The organism is Achromobacter sp. Bel, from assembly GCF_012928505.1.
Taxonomy (GTDB): domain Bacteria; phylum Pseudomonadota; class Gammaproteobacteria; order Burkholderiales; family Burkholderiaceae_B; genus Achromobacter.
This window is the reverse complement of record NZ_JABBJN010000041.1, coordinates 18878-34899: the sequence shown is the minus strand read 5'-3', so window position 1 is coordinate 34899 and position 16022 is coordinate 18878. Positions and strand designations below refer to the sequence as shown.

Below are 16022 nucleotides of genomic sequence, written 5' to 3'. Positions count from 1 at the left end.
CAAGATAGGACTGATTGACTCTTGCCCGCGTCTGCCTGCAATCCTACATTGCAGGCATGTCGCTTGCCCAAAGGCTGCGCGCCCTGATGCGGTGGCGCGGCATCCACAGCCAGAATCAACTGGCACGCATCTCCCGCGTGCCGCAATCCTGCATCCATCGCATCCTGACCCGCGAAGACCGGTATTCGCCGTCTCGGGGTACGCTGCTGCGCCTGGCCGTCGCGCTTGAAACCAGCGTCCCCTGGCTGACAGACGGCGTGCTAAGCGGCACCGAACCCGGCCCTCACGGCGTGCCCTCCAGCGAGGGCGTGCTACCCGCCTTGCCGGCCGCCACGCCGGCGATCGACGGCTACTGCGCTGAAATCTGCGCCCTGCTGCGCCAGCAACCCGACAGCACGAAAAAGACCGTGCTGTCGATGGTGCGGCTGATGGTGGAGGGCACCGCGCACCTTCCCTGACAGCCTAACGGGGCTTTCCGGGCCGCGTGCCCACCACGATGGACACGTCCTGCGGCTTACCTCCGCGCAAGATGCCCAACGTTGCGCGCTGGCCGGGGGGGGTTTGTGCGATTTCCGACAGCAGCTGGGCCGTGTCGGCCATGGGTTTGCCGTTGACCGATTGCACGATGTCGCCCACGCGCAGGCCGCCGCGCGCCGCCGGCCCGTCGCGCATCACGCCCGCGATGATCGCGCCTTTCGCATCGGCGCCCAGCCCGAAGGCGCGCGCCAGCTCAGGCGTGACGTCCTGCGGCTCCACGCCCAGCCAGCCACGCTTGACGCCGCCGGTCTTGACGATGTCGTCCATGACCTTGCGCGCGATCTCGATGGGCGTGGCGAACCCGATGCCCATCGACCCGCCCGATTCGGAATAGATGGCGGTATTGATGCCGACCAGATTGCCTTCGGCATCCACCAGCGCGCCGCCCGAGTTGCCCGGGTTGATCGCGGCGTCTGTCTGGATGAAGTTCTCGTAGGTGTTCAGGCCCAGCCCGTTGCGGCCCAGCGCCGACACGATGCCCTGCGTGGTCGTCTGCCCCACGCCGAACGGATTGCCGATCGCCAGCACCACGTCGCCCACGCGCAAGCCGCGGTCGGCCGCCAGGGTAGCGGCGGGCAGGGCGCGCAACGTGCTGAGCTTCAACACCGCCAGGTCGGTATCGGGATCCGCGCCCACCACCTTGGCGGTATCGCGGCGGCCATCGGCCAGGGCCACCTCGATGGCGTCCGCTGCCTGCACGACGTGATAGTTCGTCAACACGTGGCCGTCCTGGTTCACGATGACGCCGGACCCGAGGCTGGTCGTGGCCTGGCGCCGGCTGACGCCGGGCACCTGGCTGAACAGCTGGCGCAGCACGGGATCGTCGGGCAGCGGGATCAGCGGCACATTCACGTGCTTGGTGGTGTAGACGTTTACGACCGACGGCGCCGCGCGGGCCACGCCGTCCGCATAGGACACCAGCCCTACGCCCCCGCCCCCAGGCGGGCGCGCCGCCCCGGCGGCGGACACGGCGGGTGGGGCGGCTCCCGGGCCCGCCAGGCGCAGCAGGTCGGGCCGCAGGGTCGTGACCACGAATAGAATACCCAGGCAGACCGTGACGGCCTGAGCGAATATCAGCCAATATCGGCGCATGATTCTGATAGGACGAGCAATGAAAAAAGTGGACTCCCACGTGCTGGCCAGTTGGCTGGACGACACCCTGCAAGCGGCGCGCTTCAAGGACTACTGCCCCAACGGCTTGCAAGTGGAGGGCCGATCTGAAGTCGGACACATTATCACCGGAGTCACCGCCAGCGAAGCGCTGCTGCGCATCGCGGTCGAACGCGGGGCCGACGCGGTGCTGGTGCACCACGGCTGGATGTGGCGCAACGAAGACCGCCGCGTCATCGGCACCCGCCGCACGCGCATGGCGCTGGCCTTGAAGAACGACCTGAACCTGTACGCCTACCACCTGCCGCTGGATGCGCACCCGACGCTTGGCAACAACGCGCAGTTGGCCCGGGTGCTGGGCCTGGCGCCGGAACGCCGCGACGACGGCTCGCCGCGCACCTGTGGCCAGGACAATCTGGTCTGGCTGGGCGAGGCCGCCGGCCTGGAGACACTTGGGCAACTGGGCGCACGCGTGGCCGAACGCCTGGGCCGTCAGCCGCTGGTCGTGGGCGACCCCGACCAGCCCGTCTCGCGCGTGGCGTGGTGCACGGGCGGCGCGCAAGGCATGCTGGCCGATGCCGTGGACGCGGGCGCCAGCGCCTACATCACGGGCGAAGTCTCGGAATCCACGGTGCACCTGGCGCGCGAAACCGGCGTGGGCTTCATCGCCGCCGGCCACCACGCGACCGAGCGCTATGGCGCACAAGCACTGGGGCATGCCGTGGCCGAGCGCTTCGGCATCAAGGTCGAGTTCGTCGACATCGACAATCCGGCCTAGAAAGCGTCGCGCACAACCCGCCATCCGCCCCCGAAAGGGGGCGTTTTCATTTCATGACGCCCGCGGCCGCCACGCGCGCCGACAGCCCCGGATACGCCGGACCCGGCCCCGGGAAAACCAGAGGGTTGGATCAAAGCCGCGCCTGTACGTCGCATCTGGTCAATCGCGGTTCTCTCCCTGTCAATTCTGGCCGAAGTCCGCAGCCCTAGCATTCCATGCAGCCGCCCGCAGCCTTCCCTTTCCGGCCGGGCCTCCTTCACGCGGAGCCACTGCATGCTGACCCTCTACGACCACCCCCGCTCCGGCAACTGCTACAAGGTCCGGCTTTTCCTCGCGCTCATCGGCAAGGACTACCAACGCATATTTGTCGACGTGCTGGCCCGCAAGAACCAGACGGCGGAATTCGAGCGCATCAGCGCCTTCCAGCAGGTCCCCGCGCTGACCGATGGCGGCACCGACATCTGGGACAGCCACGCCATCCTGCTGCACCTTGCCCACCACTACGCCCCCGGGTGGCTGGCGCCGCTGCCCCAAACCGGCGCCATGCACGCCTGGATATCGGTATCCGCCAACGAGATCGCGAACAGCCTGCAGCCGCTGCGGTTGACGCACGTCGTAAGCCACGCCGAGGCCGCGCACCACCTGGGCGTGAGCGAAGCGCTGCTCGACATCCCCGGCATGCAAACGCGTACGGACCGCGTCCTGCACCGCATGGACAAGCGCCTTGCAACAAGCAGGTGGCTGGCCGGCACCGATGCGCCCACCGTCGCCGACATCGCCTGCTACGGCTACGCGGCGCTGGCCGAGGAAGCCGCCATCGACATCGCCACCTATCCCGCCATCGCGGCGTGGCGCGAGCGCATACGGCAGTTGCCGGGCTACGTGCCCCCAGGCCCCTGAGCCCCGCACACCACAACAAAAACCATTACGACAAGACAAGAGGAAAACACATGGAAGCCATACCCGCCGCGCAGCCCGCCGCCCGCTCACACAAGAAGCCGAACCTGTTCCGGGTTGCCGTCGCGACCGTCATCGGCACCGCCGTGGAAGCCTTCGACTTCCTTGCCTATGGAACCGCCGCGGCCCTGGTGTTCAACAAGATCTTCTTTCCGCAGTTCGATCCGGCCACCGGCACCCTGGCGGCCTTTGGCGCGTTCGCCAGCGGCATGCTGGCGCGGCCGATCGGCGGCATCCTGTTCGGCCATTTCGGCGACCGCGTCGGGCGCAAGTCCATGTTGACGCTGAGCCTGCTGCTAATGGGCATATGCACGGTGCTCATCGGGCTGCTGCCCACTTATGAACAGATCGGCATCTCGGCGGCGGTGCTGCTGGTCGTGCTGCGCATCGGCCAGGGGCTGTCGTTCGGCGGCGAAATGGGCGGCGCCATGCTGATGGCGGTCGAACACGCGCCGCCAAAGTGGAAGGCGTTCTTCGGCAGCCTGCCACTGGTCGGCGCGCCCTTGGGCATCCTGCTGTCGGTAGGCTCCTTCGCACTGGTGACGCGGCTGCCGGAGGCAGACTTCCTGTCCTGGGGCTGGCGCTTGCCGTTCCTCGCCAGCGCCGTGCTCATCGTCGTCGGCCTGTTCATCCGCCACGGGATCGACGAATCGCCCGAGTTCGAACAGGTCAAGCGCGAGCGCGCGCAGGCCAGGCAACCCCTCACCCACAAGGTGCCGCTGCGCGAGCTGCTGCGCGCGCATGGCAAATCGCTCTTGCTGTGCATCGGCTGCAAGATCGCGGAGGTCACCTTGATCTATACCTTCCTGGTGTTCTCGGTGTCTTACGCCGTGTCCAAGCTGGGGTTCAGCCGCGCCGACGCGCTGCACGCCTTGCTCTACGGCGCCGGCGTGCTGATGTTCACCATCCCGCTGTTCGGCGTCCTGGCCGACCGCATCGGCGCGCGCCGCGTCTGCGGCTGGGGCGGCATGTTGCTGGGGCTCATGGCCATTCCGATCTTCATGGCGGTGGGCAGCGGTTCGCTGGCGGCATACAGTCTTGCCGTCTTCGTCGCCATGGCGTTGAACTACGCGATCATGATCGCCCCCCAGTCCAACCTCTACAGCGCCCAGTTCCCTGCGGAGCTGCGCTATTCCGGACTGTCCATCGGGGTCCAGTTCTCGGCGGCCATCGGCGGCGGCCTGGCGCCGCTGATCTCGGCCACGCTGGTCCAGAAGTTCGACAGCATCCTTCCCGTCGGCGTCTACCTGGCGTTCCTCGGCATCGTCGCCGGCACCTCGGCCTTTCTCATGAAGCCCACGCCCCAGGACTTGCGCCGCGGGTGACCCGCCAAAGCGGCCGGCGGGCGGCGCGGACCTACGCGCCGCCGCTGCCGCCTCTGGCCCTCTTGCGGTACAAGGCGGGAGACATGCCGAAGCGTTCATGGAAGCGGCGGGTGAAATGGCTGGCGTGCTGGAAACCGCAAGAAACGGCGATCTCCTTGACCTCGACATGTGAGCGCCGCGGGTCCTCCAGCGCCTCTCTGGCCAGTTGCAGGCGGCGTTCGCGTACATAACTCGTGTATTGCAGCGAACGCATCTTGAACAGCCGGTGCACCCAGCGCGTGGTGACGCGCAGCACATCCGCCACGGCCTGCACCGACAGGTCCGGATCGGTGATGTGGGCATCGATGTAGCTGGCCAGCACCTGCCAGTTGTCGGCCGGCGCCCGCGCGTCGCCCGGTATCTTCTCCAACGCCTGGCTGGTGTAGATCGAGGCCAGCAGCGCAAGCAGCGCCTGCTCGGCGAAGAGCGCCGACGTAGGATTGGATTCCGCCTTGTCGAAGAACACGTGATGCAGGCAGCGGTGGGCGGTCTGCACCATCGGCAGGCCGGCCACGCCGCGCTGCGCGGTGAACTGCGACATCGCCAGGCTGTGCGCGCCGAGCAGGCGCGAAAGCGGCCCTTTCACCACCACGATGCGCGAATCGGTGTACATCCGGATCTCGGATGGCAGTGCCGTCGTGCGGAAGATGATGTCCCCGGGTTCCAGCGGCAGGGTGGCGTCGTTCTGGACGATGACGCCATGCCCCGCGATCACGAAACTCGCCAGGAACTCCGCATGGTCCAGGTCGGCCGCGTGCTCCGCCCGGTGGTGCACGCTGATCGGCGTGGACTCCAGGCTGACCACCAGCCCGCCCGCGCGCAGGCGACAGGCCTGCAATTGCAGCCGGGGCTGTTCCGTCAACGCCCGGAACTCTCCCGGCAGGACGAGTTTGTCCAGCTCGCGCTCGTAGCCGGCAATCTCCTGGGCGTAAAAAGGGCGGAACCGGGGCGCAAAGTTGAGATCCGCCTCGGAACAGGCGGGCCGGGCGGGTGGGTTCACGGTCTGGCTGGCGCTTGGCATGCTCGGAACTCTCGGTCGGGCCGGCCGACAAGGGCCGAAAGGCGCCTGCCTTCCTGTCGCATGGAGTCAACCCGCGTTCGGGATCGGTCAATCGCAAGCAACGGAGGCGGGCGTGTAATAAGGCCATTATCCCCAAGGAGACCCCATGCTGGAAAAACAAGACCACGCCGACGCCTTTTTTGCGCGTTCCGCGAACAAGCTCGACTTCGGGAACTGGGGCGAGAAGGAAAAGGTGGCGCTCAGTTGCCGCGTTCTCGCCAGCGAAGGCCATTCGGAAACCCTGGCCGGCCAGATCACCGTGCGCAAAGAGGACGGCACGTTCCTGACCACGCCCATGGCCCACGCGTTCGACGAAATCGTCCCGGCCTCGGTCATCCGCATCAACGAGAACATGGAAGTGCTTGAGGGCCCGGGCACGCCCAACCCCGCCGTACGCTTCCATTTCTGGGTCTACCGCCAGCGCCCCGACGTGCAATGCATCATCCACACGCACCCGCCGCATGTTTCGACGCTGTCGATGACGGGCCAGCCGCTAGTTGTCGCGCACATGGACGCCACGCCGTTCCACAACGACTGCGCCCATCTGAAGGAATGGCCCGGCCTGCCCATCGCCGACCAGGAAGGCGAGATCATTTCGGCGGCGCTGGGCGGCAAGCGCAGCATCCTGCTGGCCAACCATGGTTTCCTGGCCGCCGGGTCCTGCGTGGAAGAAGCGCTGTACCTGTCGGTGCTGATCGAGCGCGCGGCCCGCAATCAGTTGCTGGCCGCCGCCGCCTACGGCGAGGTGAAACCGGTGAACGACGAGCTGGCCGCCGAATCACACGACTTCCTGCTCAAGCCCAGCATCGTGCGCGCGAGCTTCGCCATGTTCGCGCGTCGCGTCGAACGGCAAATGGCTGCGGAATAGGGCGAGCGGGGGGAGAACAGGCGGCGGATCGTTACGCGGGGCCGGTGTCCGCGCCGAAGGCGCAGAAAGGCGGCGGCGGGAACGTCCGCCCGCCGCAGCCCGGACCGCTGTGGATCCCGGGCCTGCGGCAGCGACGGGTCAGGGCCTCTTGAGCAGGTCGCGGATTTCGCGCAGCAGCGCCACGTCTTCCGGCGTTGCGGCCGGTGCGGCCGGCGCTTCCTCGGCCTTGGTGCGGGCCTTGTAGATGGCCTTGACCATCCAGAAGATCACGAACGCCAACAACACGAAGTTGATGATGATGGTGACGAAATTACCCCACGCGAAGACGTTTGCACCCGCTTTGCTCAGCTCGGCATACGTCATCGGGCCGTTGTAGCCGGCGGGCATGGACAGCACCAGGAACTTGTTCGAAAAATCGACCGAGCCGCCAAGGATGAAGTTGACGAGCGGCATGACGATGTCTTTGACGAGCGAATCGACAATCCTGCCGAACGCCGCACCGATGATGACACCCACCGCCAAGTCGACCGCATTGCCTTTTACGGCGAAATCTCGGAATTCTTTGACGAAACCAGTTGCTTTGCTCATAAAAGCACTCCCTTCGTGATACGCCCTTCAGTGGGCTGGCGCTATAATACGCGGTTGCTATGTTGTTACATATTCCCGCGAACCCGATGCCGCAGAAGTGATGCTACTCGTAGAGCGGGCGCATCAACAAGGATAGGAAGATGAGTCAGGATACGCTGGTGCACGACGATGACGGTGCGGTTGATCCCAACCTGCCACCTGATCCTTCGCGACGTTTCTGGGTTACCACCGCCTGTGCTGTGGGTGGCGTAGCAGGTGTCGCAACGGCATTGCCGCTTGTGAGCACATTTTCTCCCTCTGAAAAGGCCCGTGCGGCCGGGGCCCCTGTAGAAGTGGATATCGGCGACATTCCCGTCGGCACCATGAAGACAGTGGAATGGCGCGGGAAGCCGGTGTGGATCATTCACCGTTCTCCCGAACAGCTCGCCTCCTTGAAAACGCTGGACCCTTTACTGGCCGACCCTGATTCCAAGCGGCCTGGCTTCACTCCCAAATACGCCGAAAACGAGGCTCGCTCGCGCAAGCCCGAGATCTTCGTCTGTGTCGGCATCTGTACGCATCTGGGCTGCTCGCCCACCTCGCACTTCGAAACAGGCGGCGGTGGCGGCATGGGCGCCAATTGGCAAGGCGGATTCCTCTGCCCCTGCCACGGCTCCACGTTCGACCTGGCCGGCCGGGTCTACAAGAACAAGCCCGCTCCCGACAACCTCGAAGTACCGCCTTACCAATATCTCAGCGACACCCGCATCATCGTGGGTGTCGATGAAGACAACAAGGCCTGACGCTCGCGTCGCGCTTTTTTCCCGAATTACGTAAGTAAAACAAATACGCCACGTATTAGAGAAGGAGCCGTTACATGGCTGGCGAGAAAACCGTCGAGACGACAGGCCTGTTGGGCTGGCTGGACCGGCGCTTTCCGGTGACATCCACCTGGAAAGCCCATCTGTCCGAGTACTACGCACCGAAGAATTTCAACTTCTGGTATTTCTTTGGCTCTTTGGCCTTATTGGTCCTGGTGCTGCAGATCGTGACCGGCATTTTCCTGGTCATGCATTACAAGCCGGACGCTGAACGCGCGTTCCAGTCCGTCGAATACATCATGCGCGAGGTCCCATGGGGCTGGCTGGTGCGCTACATGCACTCCACCGGCGCGTCGATGTTCTTCGTCGTCGTCTACCTGCACATGCTGCGCGGGCTGCTTTACGGTTCCTACCGCAAGCCGCGCGAGCTCGTGTGGATCTTCGGCGTGGCGATTTTCCTCTGTCTGATGGCCGAAGCTTTCTTCGGCTACCTGCTTCCCTGGGGTCAGATGTCGTATTGGGGCGCCCAGGTGATCGTGAACCTGTTCGCGGCCATTCCGTTCATCGGCCCTGAACTGTCGATCTGGATCCGCGGCGACTACGTCGTGTCGGACGCCACCCTGAACCGCTTCTTCGCCTTCCACGTCATCGCGATTCCGCTGGTGCTGGTGGGTCTGGTGGCGGCCCACCTGGTGGCGCTGCACGAAGTCGGCTCGAACAACCCGGACGGCATCGAGATCAAGCAGGGCCCGAAAGACAAGTACGGCCGGCCGAAGGATGGCATCCCGTTCCACCCGTTCTACTCCGTGCATGACCTGATGGGCGTGGCGGGCTTCCTGCTCGTGTTCGCGTTCATCGTGTTCTTCGCGCCGGAAATGGGCGGGTACTTCCTGGAGTTCAACAACTTCATCCCTGCCGACTCGCTGAAGACGCCGCCGCACATCGCGCCGGTCTGGTACTTCACGCCGTTCTACTCGATGCTGCGCGCCACCACCGACGAATTCACGTGGGTGCTGGCAGGCGCATCGGTGCTGGGCGCCATCGCGTTGCTCGTCAAGAGCAACCTGAAGGGCATCCTCCGCGTGGCCATCCCCGGCATCCTGATCGTCGTGGCCGTGCTGCTGCGCGTGATCGACGCCAAGTTCTGGGGCGTGGTCGCCATGGGCGGCACGGTCGTCATCCTGTTCTTCCTGCCGTGGCTGGACCATTCCCCGGTCAAGTCGATCCGCTACCGCCCCACGTGGCACAAGTGGATCTACGGCATCTTCATGGTCAACTTCCTGGTGCTTGGCTACATCGGTACGCAGCCGCCCAGTCCGCCGTTGAACATCACGTCGCAAATCGGCACGCTGCTGTACCTGGCATTCTTTTTCCTGATGCCGGTCTGGAGCCGCCTTGGCACCTTCAAGCAAGTGCCCGAGCGCGTTACGTTCCACGCCCACTGAGCCCCACCAGATAACGGACTAACCATGATCAAGAAGCTGATTGGTGCCGTGGCTTTGATGCTCACGTGTACCGCCGCACTCGCCGCAGAAGGCGGGTTCCCGCTGGACAAGGCGCCGTATCGCGTCAACGACATGGCGTCGCTGCAAAACGGCGCCAAGCTGTTCGTCAACTACTGCCTGAACTGTCATAGCGCATCGTCGATGCGCTACAACAAGTTGAAGGACATCGGGCTGACCGACCAGCAAATCAAGGAAAGCCTGCTGTTCACCGGCGAAAAGGTGGGCGACATGATGACGGTCGCCATGTCGCCCAAGGACGCCAAGAAGTGGTTTGGCACGACGCCCCCGGACTTGTCCGTGATCGCCCGCGCCAAATCGGTCAACGCCGGCCCGTCCGGCGCCGACTACATCTACACCTACCTGCGCACTTTCTACCGCGATTCGTCGCGCGCCACGGGTTGGAACAACCTGGTTTTCCCGGCCGTGGGCATGCCCCATGCGCTCTGGGAGCTCCAGGGTCCGCGAGAGCTGACGACCGTGGCCATGCATGAAGTGGAAGTCAAGGATGCCAAGGAAGGCGCGCCCAAAACCTGGGAACGCGTCACGACGGTGTACGATGCTCAAGGTTTTTCCACGGTCAAGGCCGAACCGGTAGCTGATTACCACGGCCATGCCACCTTTGATGCCAAATTTAAGGCCGCCAACCCGGCCCAAGTCGCAACATACGACAACGACGTCGCAGACCTGACCGCGTTCATGTCCTGGATGGCCGAGCCCGTCCAGACGCTACGCGTCCGCATCGGCGTCGGTGTCATGTTGTTCCTGCTGTTGTTCTTCCTGGTTACGTGGCGCCTGAACGCTTCGTACTGGAAGCACGTGCGCTAACCGCAACGCCCCGCCAGGCATGAAAACCGTCCCCATTTAAAAAAGGGGACGGCAGTGGCGGATAGGGCTGTACGCCTATCCCGCCTGGCAATCGGGGCCAGCGCCTGCTAGATTTAGGCGCTGGCCTTTCGTTTTTCATAAAGGACTTTCACCATGATGGTGCTCTATTCCGGAACCACGTGTCCGTTTTCGCAACGCTGCCGCTTCGTGTTGTTCGAAAAGGGTATGGATTTCGAGATCCGCGACATCGACCTGTACAACAAGCCCGAAGACATCTCGGTGATGAACCCGTACGGTCAAGTGCCCATTCTGGTCGAGCGCGACCTGGTCCTGTACGAGTCGAACATCATCAACGAGTACATCGACGAGCGCTTCCCGCACCCGCAGCTCATGCCCGCTGACCCGGTCATGCGCGCCCGCACCCGCCTGTTCCTCTACAACTTCGAGAAGGAACTGTTCGTTCACGTCTCGACGCTGGAAGACCGCAGCGCCAAGCCGGACGAGAAGAAGCTGGCTCATGCCCGCCAGAACATCCGCGACCGCCTGGCTCAGCTGGCTCCCATGCTGCTGAAGAACAAGTACATGCTGGGCGAAGAGTTCTCCATGCTGGACGTGGCCGTGGCTCCGCTCCTGTGGCGCCTGGACCACTACGGCATCGAACTGCCCAAGAACGCGGCCCCGCTGCAAAAGTACGCCGAACGCATCTTCTCGCGTCCGGCCTACATCGAAGCGCTGACGCCTTCGGAAAAAGTGATGCGTCGTTAAGGCTGGTCGTGTGATGGGTGAAACTTCGACCAAACCGTATCTGATTCGCGCGCTGCATGAATGGTGCACTGACAACGGCTACACGCCGTACATCACCGTGCAGGTCGACGAGCACACCATGGTGCCCGTCGCGCATGTCCGTGATGGTCAGATCACACTGAACGTGGGCACGCTGGCCACCAACCGCCTGGTGCTGGGCAATGAATTCATCGAATTCCAGGCCCGCTTCAGCGGCGTGACCGAAAACGTCTACGTTCCCGTCGGCGCCGTCAGCGCCATCTATGCGCGCGAAACCGGCGCCGGCATGGGCTTCGAAGTGCAGCCCTACGAACCGCCGGCAGCGGGTGCGCAAGGCGTGGCGGATGCCGACGCGCCAGAAAGCACCGATGCCGACGTGGCGCCTCGCGACGACGGCGGCGACGACGAACCCAAGCGTCCGCGCCTGACCATCGTCAAATAGCCGCCGCGAAGCAGGGACAGCGCGCCTGGCGCGATGTCCCTGCAAGCCAGACGGATTTCCGCACTCCGTGCCAGACAGGATGTCCATCCTGCCCGCGCGGAGTGTTTTGCTGCGCGCCGTTTACGCGCATCGCCGCGACACGGTCGCGTTGAACCACCGCAACAGGGAATGCCATATTCCGGGGCGCATCGGCCCATGCACGCCGGCCGCGTTTTTTCATTACAATGCAGTCCCTGCGCGTGCCCCGGCACGCCGTGCCGGTGTAGCTCAGTTGGTAGAGCAGCTCACTTGTAATGAGAAGGTCGAGGGTTCGATTCCTTTCACCGGCACCAAGAATATCCCATCGCATCCAACGAAATGCGCCCAACAAAAAGCCCAACCGTCCGGTTGGGCTTTTTGCGTTTTACACGGCCGCATCCGGCCCCGGCGCCTTCAGCCCAGCGGGGGCAGCAGGTTGAACAGCAGCACCATGATCAGGCCCACCACGGACACGATCGACTGCACCACCGAGATCGTCTTGGTGGCTTCGCCCATCGTCATGCCGAAGGATTCTTTCACCATCCAGAAACCGGCGTGGTTGGCATAGTTGAAGAACAACGAACCGCAACCGATCGACAGCGCCAGCAGCGGCAGATTCAATGTGGGATCAGCGCCCGCCAGCGGCGCCAGCAGGCCGGCAGCGCCCACGATGCCGACCGTGGCCGACCCCGTGGACACAGACAGCAGCATGGCGATCAACCAGCCCAGGATCAGGGGCGGGAAGGCGAACTGGTGCGTCAGGTGGACGATGGCGTCGCCGACCTTGGCGCTGGTCAGCACCTGCTGGAAAGCGCCGCCGCCGGCGATGATCAGCATGATGCCGGCGATGGGCTTTAAGCTCTGGCCCAGCGCCTCGCGCAGCTTTTCCGCGTCGCCGCGGCGCATGAACACCAGCGTGACGGCCGCGAACAGCACGCCCAGCAGCATGGCGACGACGGGATTGCCCAGGAAGGCGGCGACATGCAGCCCGGTAGACCCCTTGGGCAACAGCATTTCGGCCACGGCGTGCACCAGCATCAGCAGCGCCGGCAGCAGGGCCGCCAGGATCCCCAGGCCCACGCTGGGCACGCCATTGCCGGCAGCCGCTTCGCGGGTGGCGGTGAACTGCTCAAGCAGGGCCTCGTCCGGACGGGTCGTCATGCGCGGCGCGATGAATGCGCCATACAGCGGACCGCCGAAGACCATGGCCGGCAGCGCGGCGATGAAGCCATAGATCATGGTCGGACCGACCGTGGTCTTCAGCGTAGCGATCGCGGTCAGTGGCCCCGGATGCGGAGGCACCATGCCGTGCATGGCCGCCAGCGCGGCAATCACCGGCACGCCCACATACACATAGGCCGACCCTTTGAAGCGCTGCTGGCTTTCCAGCTTGCGCGCCACGCTGAAGATCAGCGGCAGCATCACCACCAGGCCCACTTCGAAGAACATCGGGATGCCGATGACGAACGCCACCAGCGTCATGGCCCACGGGATCATGCGGGGGGACGTGTGGCGCAGGATGGCGTTAGCCAGGCGCTCGGTCGTGCCCGAGTCGGCCAGGATCTTGCCCAGCATCGCGCCCAGCGCGATCACCACGCCGACCGCGCCCAGGGTCTTGCCCGCGCCATCGGTCAGGTTCTTGACGATGGCCACCGGCTCCATGCCGGTGGCAAAGCCGACGCCGATGGAAACGATCAGCAGCGCCAGCAGCGGGTGCATGCGAATGCGCGAAACAATAAGCGCGACCAGCACCAGGACGCTCACCAGGGCGGTGAGCAGCAATTGAATGTCGAACGATGACATGTGTGAACCCAGAAAAAACGAGAGAGGTCGCGAGCCTTCCGGGTGCCATCATAAGGGATCGGCCTTACGCCCGCCGGTCACAGGGCGGCGGGCGGGGGACCACGCGTCAGGACGCGCTGCGCGGCCCATCCCCTCACACGTCAATCCGGCTTGATCCCCGCCGCCTTGATGATCGCCGCGTTGCGCTCGAGTTCCGTTTCCACCTTGCGGCGGAACGCGGCCGGGTCCTGATAGGTGGCGTCAAAGCCCAGCTCCTGCAGCTTGGCGCGGGTATCCGGTTCCGCCATCACCGCTTCGATCTCCTTGGACATGCGGGCGACGATGGGCGCGGGCGTGCCTTTGGGCATGACAACGCCGAACCAGGTCTCGAAGTCGTAGCCGGCCACGCCGCTTTCCGCGACGGTGGGCACGTCGGGCACCAGGGACGAGCGCGCGCGGCCCGTCAGCGCCACGGCGCGGACCTTGCCGGCCTTGATCTGGGGCAGGCCCGCCACCAGCGTGTCGATCGACAACGGAATCTGGTTGCCGATCAGGTCGGTCATGGCCGGGGCGCTGCCGCGGTAGGGCACGTGCAGCAGTTTGGCGCCGGTGCGCTGGGCCAGCGATTCGCCCGCCATGTGGGGGGTGGAGCCGTTGCCGAACGACCCGAAGCTGAGCGGCTGCGCGGCTGACTGCTTCGTGATGTCGGCCACGGTGCCGATGCCTGTCTGCGGGTTCGTCAGGATCACGAACGGCGTGCTGCCGGCGACGGCGACGTATTCGTAGCTCTTGATCGGGTCGTAGTTCAGGTTTGGATACAGCAGCGGGTTCGACGTGAAGGTCGGGGCGCCGGTGATCATCAGCGCGTAGCCGTCAGGCGTGGCGCGGGCGACGGCCGCGGCGCCAATGCCGGTATTGGCGCCGGGCTTGTTTTCAATGACGACGGTCTGGCCCAGGCGCGCGCCCAGCTTCACGGCGAAAAGGCGGCCAATGACGTCGGTGGATCCGCCGGGTGGAAACGGGACCACCATGGTGATCGGCTTTTCCGGATAGGCCTGTGCCGAGGCCATCAGCGGCATCGCAGCCAGGACGCACAGCGCGAGGGCGCGGGCGGCAGTGTGGTTCATGGTTTTCCCCTTGTGTTGTTGGCGTAGTGGTCAATGCGGCAGCACGGGCGCCTGGCGCCAATACTGCGTGGCTTGTTCGAATGCGTGCGCCAGTTGCAGCAGCGCATGTTCCTGGCGATAGCGGCCGACGATCTGGATGCCGACGGGCAGGCCCGCATCGCTGAAGCCGCAGGGCACCGAAATGGCCGGATGGCCGGTCAGCGACAGGTAGTAGCCCGAACGCATCCAGTCGATGTAGTTGTGCATCGGCGTGCCGTCGATTCGGCTCACCGTTTCCTGTTCGACCGGGAACGGCAGCACCTGGCTGACCGGCCCGATCAGGAATTCGTAGTTCTGCATGAAGGCGTGCATGCGCGCGAACAGGGCCGCGCGGTCGCGCTCGGCCTGCACGACGGCCGCGGCCGGTTGCTGCAGGCCCAGCTCGATGTTCCAGATGACGCTTTCCTTGAGCAGGTGCCTGTGCTCGCGCAGCACCGCCTCGTAGCCCACTGCGAAGGTTTGCCCGCGCAAGGCCTGGAAGGCAGCGTCCGCGCCGGTGAAATCCGGGCAGGCCGGTTCCACCTGGGCGCCCAGGTCCGCGAACACCGGCAGTTGGCGCGCGAGCGCCTGCACTACCGCGGCTTGTACTGGCAGGCCGCCCCACGTCGGCGCGTAAGCGATGCGCACGCCCTTGAAATCGCGCGACAGGCTATCCAGGAAGCGGGCGGGGTCCTGCTCGATGGCCAGCGGGTCGCGCGCATCCGCGCCCGCCGTGGCGGCCAGCAGCAGCGCCACGTCGGCGACCGTGCGCGCCATGGGGCCCGCGACGGTCAAGGCGTTGTAGGGACTGGCGGTGGGCCATTGCGGGACGCGCCCCGGCGACGGGCGCAGGCCCACCACGTTGCAGAACGAGGCCGGGTTGCGCAGCGATCCCCCCATGTCCGTGCCATCGGCCAAAGGCGCCATGCGGGCAGCCAGCGCAGCGGCGGCGCCACCGCTGCTGCCGCCGGCGGTCAGGCGCAGGTCGTAGGGATTGCGGGTGGCGCCGAATACCGGATTGAACGTCTGCGAACCGGCGCCGAACTCGGGCAGGTTGGTCTTGCCCAGCGTGATCGCCCCTGCCGCGCGCTCGCGGCTGACGATCAGGCTGTCGCGCTCGGGCACGAAATCACGATATAGCGGCGAACCGTAAGTGGTGCGCATGCCGGCCGTCAGGAAGGAATCCTTGTGCACGATGGGTAAGCCGTGCAGCAGGCCCAGCGGATGGCCGGCCGCCTGGCGTTCATCAGCCTGGGCGGCGCGCGCCAGGGCGCCTTCGGCGTCCAGGGTGACGACCGCATTTACATGGGCGTTGCAGGCGTCGATGCGCGCAAGGTGCGCGGCCGTCACCTCGCGGGCGCTGACATGGCCGGCGGCGATGTCGGCGCGCAGGGCCACGGCGGTCATTTCACAAAGGGAAGAAATCTGGGTCATGTGCAGCGTCGATGTATTGCTATGCG

16 protein-coding genes and 1 tRNA gene are annotated in these 16022 nt (G+C 65.2%); 11 read left to right on the top strand and 6 right to left on the bottom strand.

Annotation, left to right across the window (positions count from 1 at the left end):
• The first annotated feature begins 56 nt into the window (after positions 1 to 56).
• Positions 57 to 458, top strand: a complete 402-nt coding sequence (locus tag HG262_RS22210; RefSeq protein WP_169273105.1) for a helix-turn-helix transcriptional regulator — start codon at positions 57 to 59, stop codon at positions 456 to 458.
• A 4-nt stretch (positions 459 to 462) separates the two neighbouring features.
• Here the strand turns inward: HG262_RS22210 and HG262_RS22205 are convergent, their stop codons facing one another.
• Positions 463 to 1629: a trypsin-like peptidase domain-containing protein gene (locus HG262_RS22205; RefSeq protein WP_169273086.1), complete on the bottom strand. Its 1167-nt coding sequence runs from the start codon at positions 1627 to 1629 to the stop codon at positions 463 to 465.
• Between the two features lie 19 nt (positions 1630 to 1648).
• Here HG262_RS22205 and HG262_RS22200 point away from each other — a divergent pair, with 19 nt between their 5' ends.
• From HG262_RS22200 to HG262_RS22190, 3 genes are all read left to right on the top strand, one after another.
• The gene (locus HG262_RS22200) at positions 1649 to 2425 is read left to right on the top strand and encodes a Nif3-like dinuclear metal center hexameric protein (protein ID WP_169273085.1); all 777 of its coding nucleotides are present in this window, start codon (positions 1649 to 1651) and stop codon (positions 2423 to 2425) included.
• A 273-nt stretch (positions 2426 to 2698) separates the two neighbouring features.
• Positions 2699 to 3325, top strand: a complete 627-nt coding sequence (locus HG262_RS22195; protein WP_169273084.1) for a glutathione S-transferase family protein — start codon at positions 2699 to 2701, stop codon at positions 3323 to 3325.
• 50 nt (positions 3326 to 3375) lie between these two features.
• On the top strand, positions 3376 to 4707 hold the full coding sequence (locus HG262_RS22190; protein WP_169273083.1) for an MFS transporter: 1332 nt from the start codon (positions 3376 to 3378) through the stop codon (positions 4705 to 4707).
• Between the two features lie 31 nt (positions 4708 to 4738).
• Here HG262_RS22190 and HG262_RS22185 read toward each other — a convergent pair whose 3' ends face one another.
• Positions 4739 to 5767 carry an AraC family transcriptional regulator gene (locus HG262_RS22185; protein ID WP_169273082.1) on the bottom strand — a complete coding sequence of 343 codons (1029 nt, stop codon included), beginning with the start codon at positions 5765 to 5767 and terminating at the stop codon, positions 4739 to 4741.
• A 145-nt stretch (positions 5768 to 5912) separates the two neighbouring features.
• Between HG262_RS22185 and HG262_RS22180 the strand changes: the two genes are divergently transcribed.
• Complete coding sequence (locus tag HG262_RS22180; protein ID WP_169273081.1) at positions 5913 to 6674, top strand: aldolase; 762 nt, start codon at positions 5913 to 5915, stop codon at positions 6672 to 6674.
• Positions 6675 to 6812: 138 nt separating this feature from the next.
• On the opposite strand, the gene mscL is transcribed toward HG262_RS22180, so the two are convergent.
• Positions 6813 to 7262: a large conductance mechanosensitive channel protein MscL gene (gene mscL / locus HG262_RS22175; protein WP_169273080.1), complete on the bottom strand. Its 450-nt coding sequence runs from the start codon at positions 7260 to 7262 to the stop codon at positions 6813 to 6815.
• A gap of 140 nt (positions 7263 to 7402) precedes the next feature.
• Between mscL and petA the strand changes: the two genes are divergently transcribed.
• The 6 genes from petA to HG262_RS22145 all read left to right on the top strand — a co-directional run bounded on the left by petA (position 7403) and on the right by HG262_RS22145 (position 11949).
• Complete coding sequence (gene petA / locus HG262_RS22170) at positions 7403 to 8044, top strand: ubiquinol-cytochrome c reductase iron-sulfur subunit (RefSeq protein ID WP_105560497.1); 642 nt, start codon at positions 7403 to 7405, stop codon at positions 8042 to 8044.
• Positions 8045 to 8118: 74 nt separating this feature from the next.
• Positions 8119 to 9507: a cytochrome bc complex cytochrome b subunit gene (locus tag HG262_RS22165; protein WP_006224519.1), complete on the top strand. Its 1389-nt coding sequence runs from the start codon at positions 8119 to 8121 to the stop codon at positions 9505 to 9507.
• Between the two features lie 24 nt (positions 9508 to 9531).
• Complete coding sequence (locus HG262_RS22160; protein ID WP_169273079.1) at positions 9532 to 10392, top strand: cytochrome c1; 861 nt, start codon at positions 9532 to 9534, stop codon at positions 10390 to 10392.
• Between the two features lie 153 nt (positions 10393 to 10545).
• Positions 10546 to 11157: a glutathione S-transferase N-terminal domain-containing protein gene (locus HG262_RS22155; protein ID WP_006224517.1), complete on the top strand. Its 612-nt coding sequence runs from the start codon at positions 10546 to 10548 to the stop codon at positions 11155 to 11157.
• 13 nt (positions 11158 to 11170) lie between these two features.
• Entirely contained in the window at positions 11171 to 11617 is a 447-nt protein-coding gene (locus HG262_RS22150) for a ClpXP protease specificity-enhancing factor (protein ID WP_169273078.1), read from the top strand.
• Positions 11618 to 11873: 256 nt separating this feature from the next.
• Positions 11874 to 11949 (top strand) — tRNA-Thr (locus HG262_RS22145).
• A 100-nt stretch (positions 11950 to 12049) separates the two neighbouring features.
• On the opposite strand, the gene HG262_RS22140 is transcribed toward HG262_RS22145, so the two are convergent.
• From HG262_RS22140 to HG262_RS22130, 3 genes are all read right to left on the bottom strand, one after another.
• Entirely contained in the window at positions 12050 to 13438 is a 1389-nt protein-coding gene (locus tag HG262_RS22140) for a gluconate:H+ symporter (RefSeq protein ID WP_169273077.1), read from the bottom strand.
• A 140-nt stretch (positions 13439 to 13578) separates the two neighbouring features.
• Entirely contained in the window at positions 13579 to 14544 is a 966-nt protein-coding gene (locus tag HG262_RS22135) for a tripartite tricarboxylate transporter substrate binding protein (RefSeq protein ID WP_169273076.1), read from the bottom strand.
• 30 nt (positions 14545 to 14574) lie between these two features.
• Positions 14575 to 15996 carry an amidase gene (locus HG262_RS22130; protein WP_169273075.1) on the bottom strand — a complete coding sequence of 474 codons (1422 nt, stop codon included), beginning with the start codon at positions 15994 to 15996 and terminating at the stop codon, positions 14575 to 14577.
• Positions 15997 to 16022: the final 26 nt, after the last annotated feature.